The following is a 24,304-nucleotide window of genomic DNA, read 5'->3' on the forward strand; positions in this document are numbered from 1 at the left end:
GGTAGACCGGCCCCCGCCGTCGGGGGCCATCGGGATGTGGACGTCAGTGAGCCGGGCGGGCCGCCCCGGCTACGCTGGAGCCCTCCCGCCCCGCCCCTCGACAGGACCCCATGAGCACCCCTGCGACGCCCGCCGAGCACCACGCCCCCGACACCGTGCAGAACGCCGAGGCGACCCCCGGCCTGGAGCTCCCGTACCGCGAGCTCGGCCTCAAGGACAACGAGTTCGCCGACATCGTCACGATCCTGGGCCGTCGGCCCACCGCCGCGGAGCTCGCCATGTACTCCGTCATGTGGTCGGAGCACTGCTCCTACAAGTCGAGCAAGAAGCACCTGCGCCAGTTCGGCGACAAGACCACCGACGCGATGCGCGAGCATCTCCTGGTGGGCATCGGCGAGAACGCGGGAGTCGTCGATATCGGTGACGGCTGGGCGGTCACCTTCAAGGTCGAGTCGCACAACCACCCGAGCTACGTCGAGCCCTACCAGGGCGCAGCGACCGGCGTCGGCGGCATCGTCCGCGACATCATCTCGATGGGCGCCCGCCCGGTCGCCGTCATGGACCAGCTCCGATTCGGTGCGATCGACCACCCCGACACGGCGCGCGTCGTGCACGGGGTCGTCGGCGGCGTCGGCGGCTACGGCAACTCCCTCGGCCTGCCGAACATCGGCGGCGAGACCGAGTTCGACCCCTGCTACCAGGGCAACCCGCTCGTCAACGCCCTCTGCGTCGGCGTGCTGCGGCACGAGGACATCCACCTGGCCAACGCCTCCGGCGTCGGCAACAAGGTCGTGCTCTTCGGCGCCCGGACCGGCGGCGACGGCATCGGCGGCGCCTCCATCCTGGCGAGCGAGACCTTCGAGGGCGGCGTCCCGACCAAGCGCCCGAGCGTGCAGGTGGGCGACCCCTTCATGGAGAAGGTGCTCATCGAGTGCTGCCTCGAGCTCTTCCACGCCGGACTCGTCCAGGGCATCCAGGACCTCGGTGCTGCCGGCATCTCGTGCGCCACGAGCGAGCTGGCCTCGAACGGCGACGGCGGGATGCACGTCGACCTCGAGTCCGTGCTGCTGCGCGACCCCTCGCTGACCGCGGGCGAGATCCTCATGTCCGAGTCGCAGGAGCGGATGATGGCGGTGGTGACGCCCGACAAGCTCGAGGCGTTCCTCGCCGTCACGGCGAAGTGGGACGTCGAGACCGCCGTGATCGGTGAGGTCAACGACTCCGGCCGTCTGACCATCGACCACTTCGGCCACCGCATCGTCGACGTCGACCCGCGCACCGTCGCCCACGAGGGTCCGGTCTACGACCGCCCGTACGCGCGTCCGGCGTGGCAGGACGGCCTCAACGCCGACGGCGTCGTCGCCGCCGGCCTCGCCGTCCCGACGGACGTGGCGCAGATCCGCGAGCAGCTGCTCGCGCTGGTGGCGAGCCCGAACCTCGCGTCGGCGTCGTGGATCACCGACCAGTACGACCGCTACGTCCAGGGCAACACCGCGCTGGCGATGCCCGACGACGCCGGCGTGGTCCGCGTCGACGAGAGCACGGGTCTCGGCGTCGCCATCGCCACCGACGCCAACGGCCGGTTCGCCAAGCTCGACCCGTACACGGGTGCGCAGCACGCCCTCGCGGAGGCGTATCGCAACGTCGCGACGACGGGCGCCCGCCCGCTCGCCGTCACCGACTGCCTGAACTTCGGCAGCCCCGAGGACCCCGACTCCATGTGGCAGCTGGTCGAGGCCATCACCGGTCTCGCGGACGCCTGCCAGACCCTCGGCGTCCCGGTCACGGGCGGCAACGTCTCGCTCTACAACGGCACGGGGGAGCCCGGGAAGATCGACTCCTCGATCAACCCGACGCCCGTCGTCGGGGTGCTGGGCGTGCTCGACGACGTCGCGCACGCCACGCCGTCGGGCTGGCAGGGCGCCGGCCAGTCGATCTTCCTGCTCGGCACCACGGCCGCCGAGCTGGACGGCTCGGTCTGGTCCGACGTCGTGCACGGTCACCTCGGCGGGCTCCCGCCGGCGCTCGACCTCGCCGCCGAGCGCTCGCTCGCCGCGATCCTCGTCAACGCCTCGCGCGACGACCTGGTGCTCGCCGCCCACGACCTCTCCAAGGGCGGGCTCGGCCAGGCGCTGGTCGACTCGGTGCTGCGCTTCGGCGTCGGCGCCCGGATCGACCTGGGCGCGCTGCTCGAGCGCGACGGCGTCGACCTCGCCACGGCGCTGTTCTCCGAGTCGACGGCGCGCGCCGTCGTCGCCGTTCCGCGCGGCAGCGAGGTGGCCCTGGCCGACCTGTGCTCGGCGCGGTCGTTCCCGATCGTGCGCCTCGGCGAGACGACGGAGGAGCCCGTGCTCGCCGTCGACGGCCTCGAGGTGAGCGTCACCGAGCTGCGCGAGGCGAGCACGGCCACGCTGGCCCGCCACTTCGGCTGAGCGACGGCGGCCGGGGTCGCCCGGCCGCCCGTCGCCCCTCCTGCACCACCAGCCCCTCACCCCCGCCCCGGGTGGGCGTCGTCGCGCGCCCGGGGCGGACCGACGGAAGGTCCCCATGAGCCACGACATCACCGACGTCCTCGAGCGCGTGCTGCAGCGCAACCCGGGGGAGCCGGAGTTCCACCAGGCCGTGCACGAGGTGTTCGAGTCGCTCGCCCCCGTGGTGCAGCGCCGACCGGAGTACCTCGAGCAGGGGGTGCTCGAGCGGCTGTGCGAACCCGAGCGCCAGATCATCTTCCGGGTGCCGTGGGTCGACGACGCGGGGCGGGTGCAGGTCAACCGCGGCTTCCGGGTGCAGTACAACTCGGCGCTCGGGCCGTACAAGGGCGGGCTCCGCTTCCACCCGTCGGTCAACCTCGGCATCGTGAAGTTCCTCGGGTTCGAGCAGATCTTCAAGAACGCGCTCACCGGCATGCCGATCGGCGGCGGCAAGGGCGGCTCCGACTTCGACCCGCGCGGCCGCAGCGACGGTGAGGTGATGCGGTTCTGCCAGTCGTTCATGATGGAGCTGCACAACCACATCGGCCAGTACACGGACGTCCCGGCCGGTGACATCGGCGTCGGGGCCCGCGAGATCGGGTACCTGTTCGGGCAGTACCGGCGGATCACGAACGCCTACGAGGCCGGGGTGCTCACGGGCAAGGGCCTGGCGTGGGGCGGCTCCCGGGCGCGCACGGAGGCCACCGGCTACGGCGCCGTGCTGTTCGCGCAGGAGATGCTGCGCACACGCGGGGAGTCCGTCGACGGCCGGCGCGTGAGCGTCTCGGGCTCGGGCAACGTGGCGATCTACGCGATCGAGAAGGCGCAGCAGCTCGGCGCCCACGTCGTCGCGTTCTCCGACTCCTCCGGCTACGTCGTGGACGAGGACGGCGTCGACCTGGACCTGCTCCGCGAGGTCAAGGAGGAGCGCCGCGGCCGGGTCGCCGACTACGTCGAGGCCAGGTCCTCGGCCTCGCTCGGGACGAGCGGGACGATCTGGGACGTCGACTGCGACGTCGCCGTCCCGTGCGCGACGCAGAACGAGCTCGACGCCGACGGCGCGGCCGCCCTCGTGCGCTCCGGCGTCGTCGCGGTGGCGGAGGGGGCCAACATGCCCACGACGCGCGACGCCGTCGCCGTCCTGCGCGAGGCCGGCGTGCTGTTCGGCCCGGGCAAGGCGGCGAACGCTGGTGGCGTGGCGACGTCGGCGCTGGAGATGCAGCAGAACGCGAGCCGGGACTCGTGGACGCACGAGTACACGGTCGACCGGCTGACGGCGATCATGGAGCGCATCCACGCGACGTGCCTGGAGAGCGCCGAGAGCTACGGCGACCCGGGCAACTACGTGCTCGGTGCCAACGCCGCGGGCTTCACCAAGGTCGCCGACGCGATGATCGCCCAGGGCGTCATCTGACCTCCGCCGGCCGGTTGGCCGCCGCCGGCGGCCGCCGGCGTTGCGCGCACGGATGGCCGCATCGGCGGCGCTGAACCGGCCACGGGTGCGCGCAACGGCACCTACGGCTCGGAGGTGTCGGCGTCGCCGCCGAGCGTGACCAGTCGCGCACCGATCGGTGGGGACTCCTGCTCGAGCGGCGCCCAGGCTCTCATCTCGAACAGCAGCGTCGTCGTCCCGCCTGTCGGGTCGGTGAGGGTCAGCGACGCCGGGGCCGTGACCGCCTCGACGAGCAGCCCGCCGTCGTCGGTCGGGGGGAATTCGACGCCCGACACGGTCGGCACCGCAGAAGCCTCGACCGTGGACCCGGCGTCCAGGGCGGACGTCAGGACCGCGGGGCACGCGACGGCGACGTTCCCGACCGGAGCCGTGGTGCAGGTGTCGAGGGCGTGCTGCAGCGCGTCCGCCAGCCGAGCGAAGAGCTCGGGGGCGACGATGGCGGGGACGACGGTGCGGACCGGGGTGGTCGCACCGGCGCGGGCGGCGTTGCCCGGACCCGCGATCCGCACGGTCTCGGTGACCCCGTCCAGGTTCGGGCCGGGCGGCAGCACCGCCTCGTACGTCCCGGGGTAGAGCGCGACCATCACCGAGCCGCCGTCGACGGTCTGACCCGAGGCGACCGGGACTCCGGCGATCGTCACCGTCCGCCCGAGCGGATCGCTCAGCTCGACGGCTAGCGGGACCGCGAGCGAGTCGACCACCCGCCAGTCGGGAAGACCGAGGAGCGTGTCGGCTCGACGCTCGACGCGCAGCAGCGTTCCGGCGCGGCGGCCGTCCACCTCGTAGCGGAGCTCGACCTCGACGGTGTCGCCGGCGACGGCGTCGGTCGTCGCCGGGGTCGGAGCGACCGCGATCTCGTCGAGGCCGGAGCGGGCCTGCGCGTAGAACGCGTCGCTCAGCAGCGCCGGATCCACGTAGGTGCGACCGGTCTCGGGCACGAGCTCCGCCGTCGCCTCCTCGATCGGGGTGCCGGGGACCGGGACGAGCGCGGTGGCGGCCTCGACGTCGCCGTCGGCCACGAGCTGGGCGTAGGCGAGCACGGCGGCCTCGGGGGTGCGGGCCGCGCGCTCACGCGACCAGAGGACGGCGCCGGCCACGAGACCGAGGGCGACGGCGCCGGCCACGGCAGCGAGGGCGATCCGGCGGCGGCTCCGCGGGGCGCGCGGGGTGTCGGGGTCGGCGAGGCGGTCCGAGGCCGCGTCGCCGTCGTCGTCGAGAAGCGCCGTGGTGTCAGGGTCGTCGAGGTCCAGCCACTCCTCGGGATCATGCCGCTCTCCCACCGCTGATGCCCCTTCCTCCGTCCGGATCTACGGTACCGGCGGCCGGTGCTCGGCGCCGGGGCGTTGCGCGCACGGATGGCCGCATCGGCGCCGCTGAACCGACCACCGGTGCGCGCAACGGCGAGGTCAGGGGACCTCCACGACGATCTCCCTGGCGTCCTCGCCGCCGAGCGTGACGATCTCCGCCGAGGCCGTCTCCTCGCCACCGGGCAGCAGCTGCACGGACGCGACGAGCATGACCGTCACCTCCGTGACCGCGCCGTCCGGGTCGGTGAAGGTGATGACGCTGGGTCCCGCCTCCATGTGGACGATGAGCGCCTGCTCGAAGGAGAACGAGGCCGACCGGACGCCCCCCAGGGACTCGGGCACCGAGGCGGTGGCGCCGGCAGCGAGGAGGCGTTCAAGCGTGGAGGGGCACTCCTGCGACTCCGGGCCCGGCGTCGTGCACCGCGCCCGGACCTCCTCCATCGCCGAGGTCAGCCGGTCGAGGATCTCCTCGTCCGTCCGGACCACCAGCGGCGCCGACGCCCGGCGGGTGACGGCCGCGGGCAGGGCACGTCCGGCGGCGGCCACCCGCAGCTCGACCGGCTCCGCCGACAGGTGCTCACGCTCCGCCATCGTCACCGTGTAGATGCCGGGGTAGAGCATCACGGGACGCTGCGGCAGCCCGAGCCCGTCGTGCGGACTCGTGAGGACGGGGCGACCCGCGATCTCGGCGACGGTGCCGAAGGAGTCGTCCACCGGGACGATCGCGGGGACGGTGAGGGAGTCGAGCACGCGCCAGCTCTGCTGCGCCGGGAACGTGTCAGGCCCCCGCTCGGCCCGCAGGAGCACCCCGGCGGGGACGCCGTCCACGGTGTAGCGGAGCTCGACCTCGATCGTGTCGCCCACCTCGACCTCGGCGACGGCGGACCGCGACGGCGGGACCACCGACACGTCGGTGAGCTGGACGTCGGCCAGCGCGTAGACCTCGTCGCTCAGCAGGGCCGGGTCGACGAAGGCGAAACCCGGGGCGGGATCCGGCGCCGTGGCGGGGTCGTCCGCGTAGTCGGCGGAGTCGATCTCGAGCACGCCGCCCGGGACCGGCACGAGCGCCGTCGCGGCCGCGGTCTCGCCGTCGGCGACCAGCTGGGCGTAGGCGAGGACGGCCGACTCCGGCGACCGCTCCGGCAGCGACTGCGTCCACAGGAGGGCACCGGTGGCACCGAGGAGGACGACGAGTCCGCTCGTGGCCGCCACGAGCGTGCGACGGCGGGTCCACGAGGGGCGGGCGTCGCCGTCGAGATCCGGGTCGAGGTCCGGGTCGTCGTCCAGGTCGCGATCCAGGTCGTCGTCGGGCCGGGTGTCGTCGAGCTCGGAGTCGTCGAACACCGTGTCGTCGAGCTCGACGTCGTCGTCGAGGTCGAGCCACTCCTCGGCGTCACGGGCGCCCGTGCGCCACCGTCGATCTCGCGCCATCTCGCCTCCTCGCGTGGCCTGCCAGCATGCCACGGTGGACGATCGGGGCGAGGGGGCCGCGGAGCGAGGATGATGGGCCCGTGCCGCGCTCCCGCCTGATCACCCTCGTCCTCGTCGGCCTCGGTGCCGGCTTCCTCTCCGGCCTGTTCGGCGTCGGGGGCGGCACGGTCATCGTGCCCGCGCTCGTCGCGTTCGCCGCCTTCAACCGCAAGCTCGCCTCGGGCACCTCGCTCGCGGCGATCGTGCCGACGTCGATCGCCGGCGTCATCACGTACGGGATCGGCGGCCACGTGCACTGGCCGACGGCGGGGATCCTCGCCATCGGCACGGTGGTCGGCGCCCAGATCGGCACCTGGCTGCTGGCGAAGCTCTCGACGCAGTTCCTGCGCTGGGCGTTCGTCGTCTTCCTCGTCGTGGTGGCCGTCCAGCTCCTGCTCACGGTCCCCGTGCGCGACGGCGACGTCGACCTCAGCTGGGGCCTCGCCGTCGGGCTGGTCGCCGTCGGGCTCGTGACGGGCGTGCTCAGCGGGCTGCTCGGGGTCGGCGGCGGCATCATCGTGGTGCCGGCCATGATCCTGCTGTTCGGCTACAGCGACCTGCTCGCCAAGGGCACCTCGCTGCTGATGATGATCCCGACCGCGCTGTCCGGGACGATCGGCAACTGGCGTCGCAAGAACGTCGACCTCAGGGCGGGCCTCGTGATCGGGGTGTCGGCGTGCCTCACGGTGACGCTCGGCTCGCTGACGGCCGGGGTGATCTCGCCGCAGCTCGCCAACATCCTGTTCGTCGCGTTCCTCGCCTTCCTCATCGTCAAGACGGTGCTCGAGGCGCTGAAGGCCCGCAAGAAGGCCTGACTCCCGACGGCGGGGCTCGGCCGCGGTCCCGGCCCGAGGTCAGGAGGCGCTCTCGACCGCGCTCTCGTGCACGTCGCTCCGACGGCGCCAGTCGACGACGGCGATCACCAGCGCCACGAGCATGACGCCGACGACCACGCGCAGGGACGTCGCGAAGGCGTCGGTGTAGCTGTCCGTCGCGGCGAGCACGGCGAAGAAGGCCGCGGCGTTGGCGCTGACGCCGATCGCCGCCCCGAGCCGCTGCATCGTCTGCAGCGAGCCGGCGGCGGCCCCGGCGTCGATCGGGGGCACGCGGGCGAGCGTGAGGGTCTGGTTCGGCGAGATGACGAGTCCGTTGCCGAAGCCGGCGAAGAGCAGGATGCCGGCGGCCACCCAGATCACGGTCGGTTCCGGCACGGTCATCACCACGAGGTCGAGCGCTGCCAGGGCCACCACCGTGATCGCGATCCCGATGACGACCAGCGGCCGCCCGATCCGGGAGATCCAGCGTCCGCCGAGTGTCGCGGCGATCGCCCCCGCCACGGAGAACGGCGTCAGCACGAGTCCCGCCTGCAGCGGCGAGAGCCCGAGGCCGGACTGCAGGTAGAGCGTCGAGGCGAGCCAGATCCCGGTGAAGGACAGGAAGTACAGGGTCGAGACGCCGACCCCGAACGTGAACGAGGGGACGCGCAGCAGGTTGCCCGGGATGAGCGGGAGCCCGCCCCGCGCCGTCACGCGGCGCTCCCACCACACGAGCGCCGCGATGAGGACGGCGCCGACGCCGATCACCCACCAGGCGGGGGAGGGGGCGGAGGCGGCGGCGTCGCCGGACCCGCCGCCGGAGCCCTCCGACGTCGACGTCACGAACGGCCACATGATCGCCACGACGGCGGCCGCGAGCAGGAGCGAGCCCACGACGTCGAGCCTGGCGCCCTTCTGCTCGGGCTTCTTCTCGGGCCGCGGCAGCAGCTTCCACGCGAGGGGGAGGAGCACGAGGCCGATCGGCACGTTGACCAGGAAGACCGAGCGCCAGCCCTCGCCCTCGCCGAAGATCGCCAGCAGGGCGCCGCCCGCGAGCGGGCCGATCGCCGTCGAGACCCCGATGGTGGCGCCGAACAGGCCGAACGCCCGACCGCGCTCCGGGCCCTTGAAGAGATCCTGGATGAAGCCGATCACCTGGGGGTTGAGGACGCCGGCCGCGAGGCCCTGCGCGAACCTCACACCGGCGAGCGCCGGGCCCGACTGCACGAGCCCGCACGCGGCGGAGGTCACGACGAAGGCCGCGAGGCCGATGAGGAAGAGGTTGCGGCGGCCGTAGACGTCGCCCAGCCGGCCCGCGGGGACGAGCGCGAGGCCGAATGCCAGCGTGTAACCGGCGAGGATCCACTGCAGCTCGCTCGGGCCGGCCTCCAGCGACCCCTCGATCGAGGGGAGCGCGACGTTGACGATCGTGACGTCCAGCAGCGTCATGAAGCCGGCGCCGAGGCAGACGGCGAAGGCGGGCCAGCGCGCGTCGCGCGCGGGCCGGTCCGGGCCGGACGACGAGGCGGCGGAGGTGGAGCGGGGAGGGGTGGGCAGGGGCGAGCCCGCGTCGGATGGCACCACCTACATGTACCACCGCGCGGGCCGGACGGGTCCGGGCGGTTTCCTCGTCTCGCCGGGCGGCGGGTGGGGTCGATCGGCGGTGTCCGAACCGGGCGCGGGGTCGATCCGAGGCGCCGCACGCCGTCGCTCGCACCCACGCGGGGGTGGAGGCGCCGCCGATCCGACCCACCACGGGAGGACCGGGCGTGCCGCGGCGCTCAGGGTTGTCCCGGATCTTCGTCCCGATGGGCAGTTCTCCCCCGGGCACGGGCCGCGGCGGGCACCTCTCCTGGCGTAGATTGTCCGCGACGCCTGCCGCCACCGACGAAGGATCGCGATGACCTCCGAAGCAGCACCCCTCGAGCCGCCCGTCGCCGTCGAGACGCTGACGCTGACAGCCCCCGGACCGGTGCAGTCGGTCTCCGCCACCCAGGCCCCCGCGATGGCCCCGCGCATCGACGCCGCGGTCATCCCGTCCCTGGACGCGAAGGTCAGCTCCTACCTCACCCAGCTCTCGGGCGCCACGCCCCGCTCGCCGGAGTTCGCGGCCAAGGCGGACGACATCCGCACCATGGGCGACGCCGAGATCCGCAAGGCCGCCGAGGTGTCCAACCGTCTGCTCCAGGCGCCGGTCAAGGAGATCCGCGAGGGTGGCATCGCCGAGTCCTCCTCCGTGAGCAAGTCGCTGCTCGACCTGCGCCGCGTGGTGGACGAGCTCGACCCCAGCGAGAAGACGTTCGGTCGCAAGCTGCTCGGCATCCTCCCGTTCGGCGACAAGATCGGCGACTACTTCCGTCAGTACGAGAGCGCCCAGAAGCAGATCGACGCGATCATCCGCTCGCTCTACTCGGGCCAGGACGAGCTGCGCAAGGACAACGCCGCGCTCAACCTCGAGAAGCGCCAGCTCTGGGAGACCATGACGCGTCTCAACCAGTACATCTACGTCGCCGAGCAGCTCGACGTCGGCGTCTCCGCCGCCATCGCCGAGGTCGAGGCCACGGACCCCGACCGCGCCACGGCCCTGCGCGAGGACGTGCTGTTCTACGTCCGCCAGAAGCACCAGGACCTGCTGACGCAGCTCGCCGTCTCCATCCAGGGCTACCTCGCGATGGACATCATCCTGAAGAACAACCAGGAGCTCATCAAGGGCGTCGACCGCGCGACGACGACGACCGTCTCCGCGCTGCGCACGGCCGTGATCGTGGCGCAGGCGCTCGCGAACCAGAAGCTCGTGCTCGACCAGATCACGGCGCTGAACACCACGACGTCCGGCCTCATCGAGTCGACGTCGCGGATGCTCCGGCAGAACTCGGCCGAGATCCAGCAGCAGGCCGCGAGCGCGTCGGTCGGCATCGAGCAGCTGCAGGCCGCCTTCGAGAACATCTACGCGACGCTCGACTCCATCTCGACGTTCAAGATCCAGGCGCTCGACTCGATGGCCAAGACCATCGGCGTGCTCCAGGTCGAGACGACGAAGGCCACGGAGTACGTCGACCGCGCGCGTCGCGCCGAGAGCCCCGAGAACCTCGGCGTGAGCAACGGCTCGCTCGACCTCGGCCGGCTGTAGAGCGAGGGTCGCGGGGTGGGGTGGTTCGACGGCGTCATCGGCAGGCTCGCCGGACGTGCCAACGAGGTGACGGCGGAGCAGCGTCCTGACGTCCCCGAACCGCCGTCGTCCGCCCAGATCCTCGCGGCCGTGCAGGGTGTCGAGGACCGCGTGACCGGCCGCGTCGGTCCCGCGGTCTCCTCGCGGGTGCACCGCATCACGGTGCGCATCGCGGAGATGGTGCCGCGGCTGGACCGGATGGGGGTGGCGAGCCTCGAGGCGCACACCGTCGTCTCGACGGCGACGAGCTACCTCCCCGAGGCGATCGACACCTACCTGCGGCTGCCCCGCGACTTCGCCGACCGCCGCGTCGTCGCGAACGGCAAGACCTCCCTGATGCTGCTGTGCGACCAGCTCGACCTGCTCGCGGTCACCCTCGGGAAGATCTCCGACGCCGTCTCGCGCTCCGACGCCAACGCCCTCATCGCCCACGGCGACTTCCTCGCCTCGAAGTTCTCGACGTCCTCGCTGGCGCTCGCCGCCGACACCGAGGGCGTCCCACCCCAGCCGGCCGCCCCCGGCGAGCCCGGCCGACTGGAGGCCCCGTGACCGCGAGCAGGAACACCGACGACGTCGTCATCCACGAGGCGGTGGACCGACTGCTCGCCGCCGGTACGGAGGCGGGGCTCGACGCCGACCGCATCCGCACGGAGGCCGGCGCCGTCGCGGCTGCCGTCGCCGAGTCCGCCCCGGGTGCCCCGGCCGACTGGTTGCGGGTGTTCGGGCGCGAGCGCACGACGGAGTTCTTCTCGGCGGCGAACGCCGGACGTCGGCTGCGCACCTCGCCGTCGGACACGCTCGTCGCGCTGCGGCTGACACGCCGCGACGAGGCGACGGCGTACGCGGACGCGCTCGTCGAGCTCGCCGCGGCCGCCGCCGTCGGGCTCGGTCGACCCGGCCCGATCGTGGCGCAGGTCGCCTCGGAGGTCGCGACGGCGCAGCGCGGGTCGTCCGCGGCGCCGGCGGCCCCCGCGCTCCCGACACCGACCTTCCCGACGTCGACGACGCCCCCCGCCGTCGACCTCACCTCGTTCGGGTCCTCCGCCCCGACGGCCGGCCCCGCCGCGTCGTCGGGCGTGAACCTGCCGACCCCGACCTCGGCCGGGGGCTCGACGGGCTGCCCGGCGTCGCGGAGATCCTCGAGGCGCTGCGGGGCGGGTCGTCCGTTGCCTCGCCCGGGGCGCCGGTGACGCCGACCGGCCAGCCCGGCCAGCCCGGCCAGCCCGGCCAGCCCGGCCAGCCCGGCCAGCCCGGTGAGCCCGCCGCGGCCGGTGCCACGGCGGCCGGGACCGAGGCCGCCGCGGCGGCCGAGGCCGAGGAGGCCGAGCCGCTGCCCACGCTCGAGGAGCTGATGGCGACGCTCGACGACCTCGTCGGCCTCGACCGCGCGAAGTCGCAGGTGCGCCGCCAGATCGAGATGCTGCGCGTGGAGAAGCTGCGCACCGAGGCGGGCCTGACCCGACCGACGCTGACGCGCCACCTCGTGTTCGTCGGCAATCCCGGCACCGGCAAGACCACGGTCGCGCGGCTCGTGTCGGGCATCTACCGTGCCCTCGGCCTGCTGTCCAAGGGCCACCTGGTGGAGGTCGACCGCTCCGAGCTCGTGGCCGGATACCTGGGCCAGACCGCGGCGAAGACGTCCGAGGTGGTGCAGTCGGCCCTCGGTGGCGTGCTGTTCATCGACGAGGCCTACTCGCTCTCGCAGGGGGTCAACGGTCCGGACGCCTACGGCTCCGAGGCGGTCAACACCCTGGTCAAGGACATGGAGGACCACCGCGACGACCTCGTGGTGATCGTCGCCGGCTACCCCGGACCGATGAAGGACTTCATCGCGACCAACCCGGGCCTGGAGTCGCGGTTCTCCACGACCATCACGTTCGAGGACTACACCGACGTCGAGCTGCGGGAGATCTTCACGCTGCAGGCGAGCGGCGCCGACTTCGAGCCGACGCCGGAGTGCCTGGCGCGCGTCGAGGAGATCACGAGCGTCCAGCCCCGCAACTCCGGTTTCGGCAACGGACGCTACGTGCGCAACCTGCTCGACGCCGCGATCGCCCGGCACGCCTGGCGACTGCGGGACGTCGAGGCCCCCACGCTCGACCAGCTGCGCACGCTCGTGCCCGAGGACCTCGTCGACCCGAGCGGCAAGGACCTCGACGAGACGCTCGCGCTGCTCGAACCCACCGCGGACCCGAGCGACGCCGAGCCGAGCGACGTAGACGCGAGCGACGCCGAGCCGACCGCGGACGACGCGGACGGACGCGACGCCGTCGTGATGGATGAACCGATCGAGCCGATCGACCCGGCTCCGGGGCCCGACCCGGACGCCGACCAGCAGGAGGAGCAGCGCCCATGACTTCCGTCCCGACCGCACCGGGTGGCCGGACCGCGGGCGCGCCGCGCCGTCCCGGCCCGGTCCCGCCCGCCGTCGGCCAGCGCCCCGGCGCCCCGGCGACGCCGCCCGCCGGCGCCCCGGCGAAGACGACCTCGCGCCGCGAGGGGCTGCGCCGCACGCCCGGCCGGCTGCGCGCCCTCATCGCTCTGAGCATCCTCGTGTCGCTGATCGTCGCGGCGTGCGGCGTCCTGCTCGGCACGCTGACGACGGCGACGACGTCGCGCGTGGTCGAGCGGGTGGACTCCATTCTCGAGCTGCAGACGGCACGCTCCGACCTCGTCGCCGCCAACGGCACCGCGAGCAACGCGTTCCTCGTCGGCGGGCTCGAGCCCACCCCGCAGCGCGAGGCCTACGTCCTCGAGCTCGCGGACGGCACCTCCCGGATCGCGGCGCTGGCGGACTCCGACGCCGACCCCGAGAACACGCTCGGTCCCGTCGCCGCCTCCCTCACCACCTACTCGGGCCTCATCGAGCAGGCGCGCGCCAACAACCGCCAGGGCTTCCCGGTGGGCGCCGCTTACCTCGACACCGCGTCCGTGCTGCTGGCGCAGGACGTGCTCCCGCCGATCGACGAGGCCATCGTCCGCAACGCCGACGCCGCGGCGCGCGACCTGAACTCCGCCTCGGCGACGTCCAGCCTCCTGTGGATCGTGGTCGCCGGCGTCGTGATCCTCGTGGCGATCCAGGTCTGGCTCGCCCGGCGCATGCGTCGCACCATCAATCCCGCGATGCTCGTCGGCACGCTCGTCGTGCTCGTCGCCTGGCTCGCGTGCACGATCGCCGCGTCGGGCAGCAACGACACGCTCCGTGAGACGCGGCAGAACCCGTACGCGGCGACGCTCGCCACCTCGCAGGCGCTGTCGCTGGCGGGCGAGGCCCGGACCGCGGAGTCCTTCGGGCTCATCCAGCGCGGCTCGGGCGCCGCGTCGGAGGAGACGTTCACGGCCCTCGTCGCCGAGGCCGAGGACCAGCTCGACCGCCCGGCCGTCACGGGCACGCTCGTCGCGGACGCGCTCGCCGACTGGGTCGGCGGGCACGAGGCGATCCGCGCGCTCGACGACGCGGGCGACTGGGACGGGGCGGTCGCCCTCGCGACCGACACCGCCGAGACCGCCCCCACCGCGCAGTACGTGGCCTTCACGACGACGGCGAACGCCGAGGTCGAGCGACTCTCGGAGGAGGCCCGCGACGGCTTCCGGTCCGCGGGCTCCGGGGTCACCGTGGCCAGCTGGACGCTCGTCGCGGCCGGTCTCGCGTGCGCCGTGCTCTCCTGGCGAGGACTCAACAAGCGGCTGGAGGAGTACCGATGAGCGCGTCGTTGCGACGGGGACCCCGCAGGCGGACGACGGCGGTGCTGGCCGGCGCGCTGAGCGTGCTCGCGCTCGCCGCGTGCACCGGCCCGACCGGCCTCGACGACCTCGGTCGCCAGCCGGCCGAGACCGCCACCGAGGACCCGACCACCCCGGCCGTCCCCGGGGCTGCCACCTGCTCCGACGCCACCACGTCGTACACCCCGTCCGCCCTCCCGGAGGCCGGCGCGTTCGAGCCCGGCAGCACGATGGCGGAGATCTACGACCGCGGCGCGCTGGTGGCCGGCATCTCGGCCGACACCCTGCTCATGGGCTCGCGCAACCCGCTCACGGGCGAGATCGAGGGCTTCGACGTCGACGTGCTGCGCGACATCTCGACGGCGATCTTCGGCACGCCCGACCGAGTGCAGTTCCGCGTCATCACCTCGGGCGAGCGGATGGGGGTGCTGGAGAACGAGGAGGTCGACGTCGTCGCCCGCACGTTCTCCATGACCTGCACGCGCTGGGAGACGATCGCCTTCTCGGCCGAGTACTACGGCGCGGGCCAGAAGGTGCTCGTCTCCGCCGAGTCCACGGCGACGGGGCTCGACGACCTCGACGGCGAGCGCGTCTGCGCGCCGGCGGGCACCACGACCCTCACGCGCCTGGAGACCTACACCGGCATCGAGGTCGTGCCCGCGCGCACCCACACCGCGTGCCTGGCGCTCTTCCAGCAGGCGCAGGTCGACGCGATCACCGGCGACGACACGATCCTCGCGGGCTTCGCCGCCCAGGACCCGTACGCCAAGGTGATCGGCGAGGCCATCAGCGAGGAGCCGTACGGCGTCGGCATCCCGGCGGGGAACACCGACATGGCGGCGTTCGTCAACGCGGTGCTCGAGCAGCGCGTGGCCGACGGCCGCTGGCAGGCCTCCTACGACCGGTGGCTCGGGGTGCTGGGCGACGACGTCGCCGCGCCCACGCCGGTCTACGGACGCTCGTAGTGGTCACGAGCGCACCCACCGCCCCGACGGCCCCGGGCCGGCTGGGGGAGGCGATCCCGACCGAGGCCCTGCTGAGCTACCAGGCGGATCTCGGCACGTGGCTGGCCGACCGTCGCACCGAGCTCGGCCGGCTCGACGCCGCCGCCCAGCGTGCAGCGAACGCCCAGACGTTCACGGGCGACGTCGTGCTCGCGATGAGCATGTGGCAGTCGGTGAGCACCGGGGCCGAGCAGCTGCGCGAGCTGTGGGACTCGGGCCGGGCCGACGCCGTCGCGCGCGAACGGATGTCGCGGGTGATCTGGGGCCGTCTCGACGGCGTCCAGGTGCCCGGGGGCGGCACGGACCCGAGCAGTCAGGTCTCGCTGGTCGAGGCCACCCGGCTGTGCGACGCGCTGATCTCGCAGCTGCGGGTCCGGCTCTCGTTCGACCCGCACCAGGCCGACACGGTCGCTCGCCTGCGCACGATCAGGGCGGGTCTCGTCCGCAGCGGCGACCTGCTGCTGCGGGAGGGGGAGGGCGACTCCGCGGGCGTGGCCGAGCTCGTGGCGCGGCTCGACCGCGTGACGGCCGACGCGGCTCGCGGCGCCGACGTCTCCGGACCGCTCGCGGAGCTGGAGCTCGCCTCGGCGCGTGCCGAGCGCGACTCGATCGTGGCCGCCGCCCGCCGGCACGAGCGCGACCGGGACGCCTCGCGCGCCGAGTCGCTGCTCGAGCGGCTGTCGGCGCGCTCCGACGTGCTCGCCGACCTCGCCGCGCGCTGCCGGCGTGAGGTGCTGCGCGCCCCGAACCTCGCCGTGCCCGACGTCTCGCGCCTCGGCGACGTACCGCAGGACGCCCAGGCGCTGGCGGCCTACCTCACGCGGCTCGAGCTGGTCGCGCGGGCGATGGACGCCGTCGAGGACGCCTACTCCACCCCGCTGCGCACGCGCGCGTCGCTGCGGTTCCGTCTCAGCAGCGCGAGCACCCGGGCCCGCGAGAACGGTCGCGACGCGTCGCCGACCGTGCGTGCGGGCCTCGCCGAGGCGCGCGAGGTCGTCGAGCTGACGCCGTGCGACGTCGAGCTCGCGGCCGACCTGGTCGACATCTACGAACGCCTGTCGCAGGAGCTGCCCCACCGCAGCCGGCCGGCCGGACGAGCGGAAGGAAGGACCCCGTGAGCACCACGAGCGCTTGCACCCAGCCGGGGTGCACCGGTCAGTACGAGGACGGCTACTGCAACGTCTGCGGGTCGCCCGAGGGCGCCGCTCCGCTGCCCGCGGGGGTCGCGACGGCGCCCGCCCCGGCCGCCGGGGCCGCTCCGCGGTTCGCGGCCGGCACCGGGATCGGCCGCCCCGCCGCCCCCGCGGCCGGGCAGGCCAACCTCTCGCCCGCCTCGAGCCGCGTCTCCACGCGCACGTCCTCCTCGCGCCTGGAGACGGCTGCGATCGGGTCGGCGCGGGCATCCCGCACGAGCCGCCGCACCGGGACGTCCTCCACACGCCTGCGCGGGCACCGCATCGGTGCCGGTCTGACGACCGTCCCGCCGGCCCCGGTGGCCGATCCGCTGCAGGCGATCATGCCGTCGCCCCAGCTCGCGGAGTCCAAGCGGTTCTGCCCCACGTGCGGCGCCGCCGTCGGCCGCTCGCGCGACGGCGTCGTCGGTCGCACGCAGGGGTTCTGCCCCAAGTGCGGCAGCCAGTTCGACTTCGACCCGCAGCTCAAGCCGGGCGACGTCGTCGGCGGCCAGTACGAGGTGGTCGGCGCGCTCGCGCACGGCGGCCTCGGCTGGATCTACCTCGCGCGCGACCAGAACGTCTCCGGTCGCTTCGTGGTGCTGAAGGGCCTGCTGAACTCCGGCGACAAGGACGCCTACGAGGCGGCCATCGCCGAGCGCGAGTACCTCGCCGAGGTCGAGCACCCGCTCATCGTGGAGATCTACAACTTCGCCATGCACGACGGCGCGGGCTACACCGTCATGGAGTACGTCGGCGGCAAGTCGCTCAAGGAGATCCTCACGGATCGACGCGAGGCGAACAACGGCGTCGTCGACCCGCTGCCGGTGGACCAGGCGCTGGCGTACGTGCTGGAGATCCTCCCGGCCTTCTCCTACCTGCACGACCACAACCTGCTGTACTGCGACTTCAAGCCCGACAACATGATCCAGCAGGGCGAGAGCCTCAAGCTCATCGACCTCGGCGGCGTGCGACGGGTCGGCGACGACGTCTCGGCGATCTTCGGCACGGTCGGCTACCAGGCGCCCGAGGTCCCCACCGACGGCCCGACGGTCGCCTCGGACATCTACACGATCGGTCGCACGCTCGTCACGATGGTGCTGGACTTCCGCGGCAACACCTCCACCTACGTGGCCGCGCTGCCGCCCGTGTCCGACACCCCGGTCTTCCAGACCTACGACTCCTTCTACCGGCTCGTGGCCAAGGCGTGCGCGCCCGACGCCGCCGACCGGTTCGCCACGATCGACGAGCTGCGCAACCAGATCATGGGCGTGCTGCGCGAGGTCGTCGCGACCAACCGCGGTCCCGGCAGCCCGGCGCTGCACTCCTCGGCCTCGGTGCACTTCGAGGCGCCGATGGCCGACTCCACGGGTGCCCCGCTGAGCTGGGACGAGCTGCCCACCCTCAAGGTCGACCCGGGTGACCCGATGGCCAACTGGCTGGCCGGTGTCAACGACTCGGTCGGCCGGCTGAACGCGCTCCAGGGCGCGGCGCAGGACACCGTCGAGGTCCGGCTGGCCCGCATCCACGCGGCCATCGCCGCCGGCAGGTTCGAGCTCGCCCAGGAGGGCGTCACGGCCCTGCTCAACGCCGACCCGTGGGAGTGGCGGGCCGTCTGGCTCGCCGGCCTGCGCGAGATGGCGATGGGCGATGTCGTCGCGGCCCGCGCCTCGTTCAACGCGGTCTACGGCCAGGTGCCGGGCGAGCTCGCGCCGAAGCTGGCGCTCGCGACCACGTGCGAGCTGTCCGGCGAGCTCGACGTCGCCGAGCAGATGTACGTCGTCTGCGCCCGCTCCGACGCCAACTACACGGCCCCCGCCGCGTTCGGCCTGGCGCGCATCCGCGCCCACCGCTCCGACGCCGACGGCACGCTGCGGGCGCTCGACCTCGTGGCCCCGACCCGCGCGTCCTACCCCGTGGCGCGCGTGCGCCGGGCCGGCGTGCTGGTCAACACCTCGACCTCGCTGACCGGCCTGGACGACGCGCTCACCAGCATCAAGGGCGTCCCGGTGGAGCCCGCGCTGAGGTGCGACCTCGAGATCGCCGTGTTCACCGCCGCCCTGACGCAGGTGCTCAAGGAGGGCAGGCTGACCGGCTACGTCGGGGGAGTGCTCGCCAAGGAGCAGCCGCTCCGGCTCGCCCTCGAGGCCAGCTACCGCGCCCGCGCCAAGCTCGCCCGCAGCTCCGACGAGCGGATCGACCTCGTCGACCGCGCCAACGCCGTTCGACCGAGGACCACGACATGAGCGAGATGACCTGCCCCGCGTGCGGCCAGGCGATGGAGTCCGACGCCCGGTTCTGCGAGAGCTGCGGGATGGCGTTCCAGCCCCTGACCGAGGCGGGCGGGGTGCCGGGGACGGCGGAGGGTGCGGGCTCGTCCGAGGCTGCGCCCGGGCCGACGCCCGCCGTCGTGCTCGAGTCCGAGGACGTCCCCACCTCCGTGGTGCCGCCGCGCACCCCCGCGGCGACGCCCGCCGTGATCGAGGAGGTGCCGTCGACCCCGGTGACGGCGTCCACGGCTCCCGCCGCGGCCCCGCCCGTGACCGAGGTGCCCGGGGCGCCGGCCGCCGCCGAGCCCGCGGCTCCGGCCGGGCCGGCTGCGCCCGCGGTGCCCGCCGTGCCGGCCGCGCCTGCGGCGCCGCCCGCACCGCTTCCGCCGGTGCCCGTCGCGCCGGCGCCGTACCCGACCGCGCAGCCGGCGCCGACCTCCGCCGTCGTGCCGGACTGGGGTGCGCACATGGAGCCGTTCTCGCCGCTCCTGCCGCCCGAGGACGCCGACGACGCGCTGCTCGCGCCCGCCGTCCTCATCACCGACTTCGAGCCCGACGTCGGGGCGGACGTCTCGGCGACGCTCGCCGCCGCGGCCCCGGCCTACACCGCCGCGCCGCCCGAGGCCCCGACGGCCCCGATCGGCGTCGAGCGCCCGTGCGCCCGCTGCGGCGGCACGATCGCCCGCGACGGCTACTGCGAGCTGTGCGGCGAGCCGGCCGCGTCCGAGCGCGACCACTACCGCGAGTCCCCGGCGGCCTGGGTCGGCGGCGCGTGCGACCGCGGCGTCGTGCACTCCAAGAACGAGGACGCGATGGCGCTGGGCGTGCTCGAGCCCGACGGCGACGTCGCTGTGCTCGTGGTGTGCGACGGCGTCTCCACCGCCCCCGACTCCGACGTCGCCTCGCTGGCCGCCGCCCGTGCGGCCGCGACCGTGGTCCTCGACGGCATCCGCAACGCCGACGCCCCGAGCGCCGAGCAGATCCGCGACCTGTCGGCCCTCCTGGGCCGCGCGGCGATCGCGGGGAACGAGGCGGTCGTCGAGACCACGGGGGAGGACAAGGCCGGGGCGGACAACCCGCCGTCGTGCACCTTCGTGGCCGCGGCGATCGACGGTCCGCTGGTCGTGACGGCGTGGCTGGGCGACTCGCGCGCCTACTGGCTGCCCGACGACGGCGTGGCCCGCCAGCTCTCCGTCGACCACTCGTGGGCGCAGGAGGCGATCGAGCAGGGCATGCCCCGCATCGAGGCCGAGCGCGCGCGCCACGCCCACGCGATCACGCGCTGGCTCGGCACCGACGCCCCCGACCTCGCGGTCCGCACCGACGCGATGGTGGCCAGCACGCCCGGTTGGGTGATGGTCTGCTCGGACGGGCTGTGGAACTACTGCTCGCCCGCGGCCGACCTGGCCGCGCTCGTGCACCGGACGGCGGAGGCCGTCGGCTCCGAGCCGACGACGCTCGCCGCCGAGCTCGTCACCTGGGCCAACGCCCAGGGCGGCCGGGACAACATCACCGTGGCGCTCGCGCGCCTCGAACCCGAGCAGGTCTGACACCCCGCGCTAGCCTGGTGTCCGCTCGTTCACTATCGACGTCGGAGGATTTTTCGTGGCCACGTTCACAGCAGAGGTGTTCTCGAACGAGTTCCTGCCCGAGGGGGCGACGGATGTGCACGCCATCGTCTCCGTGAAGGCGAGCGGCGTGGACGCGAACGCGGGCTTCGGTGCCGCGTCCGCGGGCGGCGGGGCCGCCGAGATCATCATCTTCGACTCCTCCGGCTCGATGACGGGCCGCAACATGGAGTCCGCCAAGCACGCGGCGGCCGTCGCCGTGGACACCATCCCCGACGGCACGTACTTCGCGATCGTGCAGGGCAGCCACGTCGCCAACCGCGTGTTCCCGTACCCGAACGCGCCGGTCAAGATCGTGCAGATGGAGCCGGGCGCCCGCGCCGAGGCCAAGCGCGCGATCGCCCGCGTCACGCCGTCGGGCGGTACCGCGATGAGCTCGTGGCTGCTGCTCGCCGACGAGATCTTCGCGACCCTGCCCCCCGGCGTCCGCAAGCACGCCATCCTGCTGACCGACGGCAAGAACGAGTCGGAGCCCGCCGGCAACCTCTCGCGCGCCATCCGTCGCGTGCAGGGCAACTTCCAGGTGGACGCGCGCGGCGTCGGCGACCGCTGGGTGGTCGAGGAGGTCCGCGAGATCTCGACGGCGCTGCTCGGCACCGTCGGCCTGATCGCCGACCCCTCGCAGATCGCCTCCGACTTCGAGCAGCTCATCAAGGCCTCGGTGGCCCGCGGCATCGCCGACGCGCAGCTGCGCGTGTGGATCCCGCAGGGCGCACAGCTCCTGTTCGTCCGCCAGGTCGCCCCCACGCTCGAGGACCTCACGCCGCGTCGCATCGACGTCAACCCGCTCACGGGCGGGTTCCCGACCGGTTCGTGGGGCAACGAGGAGCGCGAGTACCACGTCGCCGTGCGGGTCGGCTCGAAGCCGGTCGGCGCCGAGCAGCTCGTGGCGCGTGTGCAGTTCACGGTCGACGGCCAGGTGCACGCGTCCGGACTCGTCAAGGCGCAGTGGTCGGGCGACGCGAACCTCACGGCGCGCATCAGCCCCGAGGTCGCGCACTACACGGGTCAGGCCGAGCTCGCCGCCGTCATCCAGGAGGGCCTGGCCGCCAAGTCGGCCGGCGACGAGGCGACGGCGACCGTCAAGCTCGGCCGTGCCGTCCAGCTCGCGCAGCAGACCGGCAACGACGAGGCGACGTCGCGGCTGCGCCGCGTCGTCGAGATCGAGGATCCGGACCGTGGGACGGTCCGTCTCAAGCGGGACACCTCCAAGCTCGACGAGATGGCGCTCGACACCGCCTCCACGAAGACCACGCGGGTGCGCAAGTGAGCGCCGTCTGCCCCGAGGGGCACACGTCCGGGGCGACCGACTACTGCGACGTCTGCGGGACGCCGATGACGCCGTCGCCCGCCGCCGGAGCGGCTCCGACGGGCACCGCTGCGAGCGGACCCGCGGCGTCGGCCGGCGCGCAGCCGACCGGGCCGTCGGAGTGCCCGCACTGCCACGCGCCGGCCCCGGTCGGTGCGCTGTTCTGCGAGAACTGCGGCTACGACTTCACGACCGGGACGGCGCCGACCTCGTCGGCACGGTTCGCGGCTCCGGGTGGTGCGGGTGCCGGTGCCGGTGCCGGTGCGCCGGTGGTCCCCGCTCCGCCGCAGGTGTCCTCGCTGGACCTCGACCCGCTGTCGTCCCCGGCCGCCGTCGCGACCGACCCCGCCACGGGTGAGCCCGCGGAGCAGGGGGGCGAGGGCGAGCCCGGCGAGGGTGAGCCCGCGGCCGGCGAGGGTGAGGCTGCTGCCGCCGAGGGCGAGGCTGCGCCCGGTGAGGGCGAGCCGGTCGCCGGTGAGTCCGCGAACGCCGAGGGGGAGGCCGGGGCGAGCTCCGCCGTCGACCCCGAGGCCACGCCGTCGCACGGGCTGCCGACCCCGACCGTGCCGGGACCCGACGAGTGGGTGGCCGAAGTCTGGATCGACCCCGACTGGTACCGCGAGCAGGCGCCCGAGGACCCGATCCCGTCCGTCGGGATGCCGCTGGTGGTGCCGCTGCGCAGCCGGAGCGTGCTCGTCGGGCGCCCGTCGCGCTCGCGCGGGATCAACCCCGAGGTCGACTGCGGCGGTGACACCGGCGTCTCGCGGCGCCAGTGCCAGCTGACGACGGACGGCCTGCGGTGGTGGGTCGAGGACCTGCAGTCGGCCAACGGCACCTACGTGAGCCCGGTCGGCGAGTCGCTCCCGACGTCGCCGATCCCGGTGGGCGCGCGTCAGGAGCTCGAGGAGGGCATGCGCATCTTCGTCGGTGGCTGGACGCGGATCGTCGTGCGGCGGGGGATCCCCGGCGAGATCTGACGCGTCAGCGTGCGGCGGTGCCGTTGCCACTCGCGGAGCCTCGGCGGGAGTAGCCTCTCGGGCACCACCCGCCCGGCAACCGCGAGAAGGACACCACCGTGAGCACCCCCAGCGTGAGCAACTCGATCACGATCCGCCTCGAGGTTCCCTCGCACGCGGCGACAGTGAGCACCCTGACCTCGGTCGTCGAGCGCGAGGGCGGGGTCGTCACCGCCGTCGACGTCTCCGCCTCGGGGGCCGAGCAGATGCAGATCGACCTCACCGTCGCCACGGGCGGCGAGGCCGACGCGAAGCGGATCGTCGACGCGCTGCGCGAGCTGCCCGAGGTGACGGTGGGCCCGGTCTCCGACCGCGTGTTCCTGGCCCACCTCGGCGGCAAGCTGACGATCGAGTCGCGCGTCCCGATCCGGCACCGCGACGACCTGTCGCTCGTCTACACGCCGGGCGTGGCCCGCGTGAGCAAGCAGGTCGCGGAGCACCCCGAGGACGCCCGCCGCCTGACGATCAAGCGCAACACGATCGCCGTCGTCTCCGACGGTTCGGCCGTGCTCGGGCTCGGCAACATCGGACCGCTCGGCGCGCTGCCGGTGATGGAGGGCAAGGCCGCGCTGTTCAAGCGCTTCGCCGGGATCGACGCGTTCCCGCTCGTGCTCGACACGCAGGACGTCGAGGAGATCATCGCGACCGTGAAGAACGTCGCGCCCGTGTTCGCCGGCATCAACCTCGAGGACATCTCGGCCCCGCGCTGCTTCGAGATCGAGGCGCGGCTGCGGGCCGAGCTCGACATCCCCGTGTTCCACGACGACCAGCACGGCACCGGGATCGTCGCGACGGCGGCGCTGCTGAACGCGCTCAAGGTCGTCGGCAAGAAGATCGAGGACGTGCGCGTCGTGCTCTCGGGCGCGGGCGCCGCCGGATCGGCCGTGCTGCGGATGATGCAGGCGGCGGGAGTCAGGGACGTCACGGTCGTCGACATCGACGGGATCATCCACACCTCCCGCGAGGGCATGCACCCCTCGCTGCAGGAGATCGCCGACAAGACCAACCCGCGCAACATGACGGGCAAGCTCTCCGACGCGATCGTCGGGGCCGACGTGTTCGTCGGCGTCTCGGCGCCGAACATCCTCAGCGAGGCCGACGTGCAGGCGATGGCACCCGACGCGATCGTGTTCGCGCTGGCCAACCCGGTCTCGGAGATCGACCCCGCGATCGCGGCGCGGCACGCCGCCGTGGTGGCCTCGGGACGCAGCGACTACGCCAACCAGATCAACAACGTGCTGGCGTTCCCCGGCGTCTTCCGCGGCCTGCTCGACGCCCGCTCCAACAAGGTGACCGACGAGATGCTGCTCGCGGCGGCGAGGGCGCTGGCCGCCGTCGTCACGCCGGGCGAGCTCAACCCGACCTACGTCATCCCGAGCGTCTTCCACCCGGAGGTCCACGAGACGGTCGCCGAGGCGGTCCGCAAGGCCGCGGAGGCCGCCCGCTAGGCGGCCCCGGCCCCCGGCCTCCCGCCGGCCAGCCGGCCCCGGCCTCCGC

The 24,304-nt window shown here is 73.7% G+C and carries 18 protein-coding genes; 15 read left to right on the plus strand and 3 right to left on the minus strand.

The features are described 5' to 3' along the window. The first annotated feature begins 110 nt into the window (after positions 1-110). Both purL and gdhA read left to right on the plus strand, forming a co-directional pair. Positions 111-2,432 (plus strand): phosphoribosylformylglycinamidine synthase subunit PurL, encoded by a 2,322-nt coding sequence (purL, locus tag C8046_RS14855; RefSeq protein WP_109230113.1) that lies wholly within the window; start codon positions 111-113, stop codon positions 2,430-2,432. Positions 2,433-2,547: 115 nt separating this feature from the next. Continuing rightward, positions 2,548-3,885: an NADP-specific glutamate dehydrogenase gene (gdhA, locus tag C8046_RS14860; protein WP_109230114.1), complete on the plus strand. Its 1,338-nt coding sequence runs from the start codon at positions 2,548-2,550 to the stop codon at positions 3,883-3,885. Between the two features lie 101 nt (positions 3,886-3,986). Here the strand turns inward: gdhA and C8046_RS14865 are convergent, their stop codons facing one another. Continuing rightward, positions 3,987-5,204 (minus strand): hypothetical protein, encoded by a 1,218-nt coding sequence (locus tag C8046_RS14865; RefSeq protein ID WP_109230115.1) that lies wholly within the window; start codon positions 5,202-5,204, stop codon positions 3,987-3,989. 126 nt (positions 5,205-5,330) lie between these two features. Further along, entirely contained in the window at positions 5,331-6,662 is a 1,332-nt protein-coding gene (locus tag C8046_RS14870) for a hypothetical protein (protein ID WP_109230116.1), read from the minus strand. Between the two features lie 80 nt (positions 6,663-6,742). On the opposite strand from C8046_RS14870, the gene C8046_RS14875 reads away from it, so the two are divergent. Continuing rightward, entirely contained in the window at positions 6,743-7,516 is a 774-nt protein-coding gene (locus C8046_RS14875) for a sulfite exporter TauE/SafE family protein (protein ID WP_235866347.1), read from the plus strand. Between the two features lie 39 nt (positions 7,517-7,555). Here C8046_RS14875 and C8046_RS14880 read toward each other — a convergent pair whose 3' ends face one another. Further along, positions 7,556-9,097, minus strand: coding sequence for an MFS transporter (locus C8046_RS14880; protein WP_235866348.1), 1,542 nt, complete (start codon positions 9,095-9,097; stop codon positions 7,556-7,558). A 319-nt stretch (positions 9,098-9,416) separates the two neighbouring features. Between C8046_RS14880 and C8046_RS14885 the strand changes: the two genes are divergently transcribed. From C8046_RS14885 to C8046_RS14940, 12 genes are all read left to right on the plus strand, one after another. Beyond that, complete coding sequence (locus C8046_RS14885; protein WP_109230118.1) at positions 9,417-10,646, plus strand: toxic anion resistance protein; 1,230 nt, start codon at positions 9,417-9,419, stop codon at positions 10,644-10,646. Between the two features lie 15 nt (positions 10,647-10,661). Continuing rightward, positions 10,662-11,234 (plus strand): hypothetical protein, encoded by a 573-nt coding sequence (locus C8046_RS14890; protein ID WP_199224497.1) that lies wholly within the window; start codon positions 10,662-10,664, stop codon positions 11,232-11,234. Beyond that, positions 11,231-11,875, plus strand: coding sequence for a hypothetical protein (locus C8046_RS14895; RefSeq protein ID WP_109230119.1), 645 nt, complete (start codon positions 11,231-11,233; stop codon positions 11,873-11,875). The genes C8046_RS14890 and C8046_RS14895 overlap by 4 nt, the downstream gene beginning before the upstream one ends. After that, the gene (locus C8046_RS14900; protein WP_235866349.1) at positions 11,872-13,041 is read left to right on the plus strand and encodes an AAA family ATPase; all 1,170 of its coding nucleotides are present in this window, start codon (positions 11,872-11,874) and stop codon (positions 13,039-13,041) included. Before C8046_RS14895 ends, C8046_RS14900 begins: the two co-directional genes overlap by 4 nt. Beyond that, positions 13,038-14,390, plus strand: a complete 1,353-nt coding sequence (locus C8046_RS14905) for a hypothetical protein (RefSeq protein WP_109230121.1) — start codon at positions 13,038-13,040, stop codon at positions 14,388-14,390. The genes C8046_RS14900 and C8046_RS14905 overlap by 4 nt, the downstream gene beginning before the upstream one ends. Then, a complete protein-coding gene (locus C8046_RS14910; RefSeq protein WP_109230122.1) occupies positions 14,387-15,373 on the plus strand; it encodes a glutamate ABC transporter substrate-binding protein in 987 nt (328 codons plus the stop codon). Before C8046_RS14905 ends, C8046_RS14910 begins: the two co-directional genes overlap by 4 nt. Next, positions 15,373-16,530 (plus strand): hypothetical protein, encoded by a 1,158-nt coding sequence (locus C8046_RS14915; RefSeq protein WP_109230123.1) that lies wholly within the window; start codon positions 15,373-15,375, stop codon positions 16,528-16,530. Before C8046_RS14910 ends, C8046_RS14915 begins: the two co-directional genes overlap by 1 nt. After that, positions 16,527-18,830, plus strand: a complete 2,304-nt coding sequence (locus C8046_RS14920; protein WP_109230124.1) for a serine/threonine-protein kinase — start codon at positions 16,527-16,529, stop codon at positions 18,828-18,830. Before C8046_RS14915 ends, C8046_RS14920 begins: the two co-directional genes overlap by 4 nt. After that, positions 18,827-20,404 carry a protein phosphatase 2C domain-containing protein gene (locus tag C8046_RS14925; protein ID WP_235866350.1) on the plus strand — a complete coding sequence of 526 codons (1,578 nt, stop codon included), beginning with the start codon at positions 18,827-18,829 and terminating at the stop codon, positions 20,402-20,404. The genes C8046_RS14920 and C8046_RS14925 overlap by 4 nt, the downstream gene beginning before the upstream one ends. Positions 20,405-20,459: 55 nt before the next feature. Continuing rightward, positions 20,460-21,752 (plus strand): VWA domain-containing protein, encoded by a 1,293-nt coding sequence (locus C8046_RS14930; RefSeq protein WP_109230125.1) that lies wholly within the window; start codon positions 20,460-20,462, stop codon positions 21,750-21,752. Further along, positions 21,749-22,768 (plus strand): FHA domain-containing protein, encoded by a 1,020-nt coding sequence (locus tag C8046_RS14935; RefSeq protein ID WP_109230126.1) that lies wholly within the window; start codon positions 21,749-21,751, stop codon positions 22,766-22,768. Before C8046_RS14930 ends, C8046_RS14935 begins: the two co-directional genes overlap by 4 nt. Positions 22,769-22,866: 98 nt before the next feature. After that, the gene (locus C8046_RS14940; protein WP_109230127.1) at positions 22,867-24,255 is read left to right on the plus strand and encodes an NAD-dependent malic enzyme; all 1,389 of its coding nucleotides are present in this window, start codon (positions 22,867-22,869) and stop codon (positions 24,253-24,255) included. Positions 24,256-24,304: the final 49 nt, after the last annotated feature.

The sequence above is a fragment of the Serinibacter arcticus genome, from assembly GCF_003121705.1.
Classification (GTDB): domain Bacteria; phylum Actinomycetota; class Actinomycetes; order Actinomycetales; family Beutenbergiaceae; genus Litorihabitans.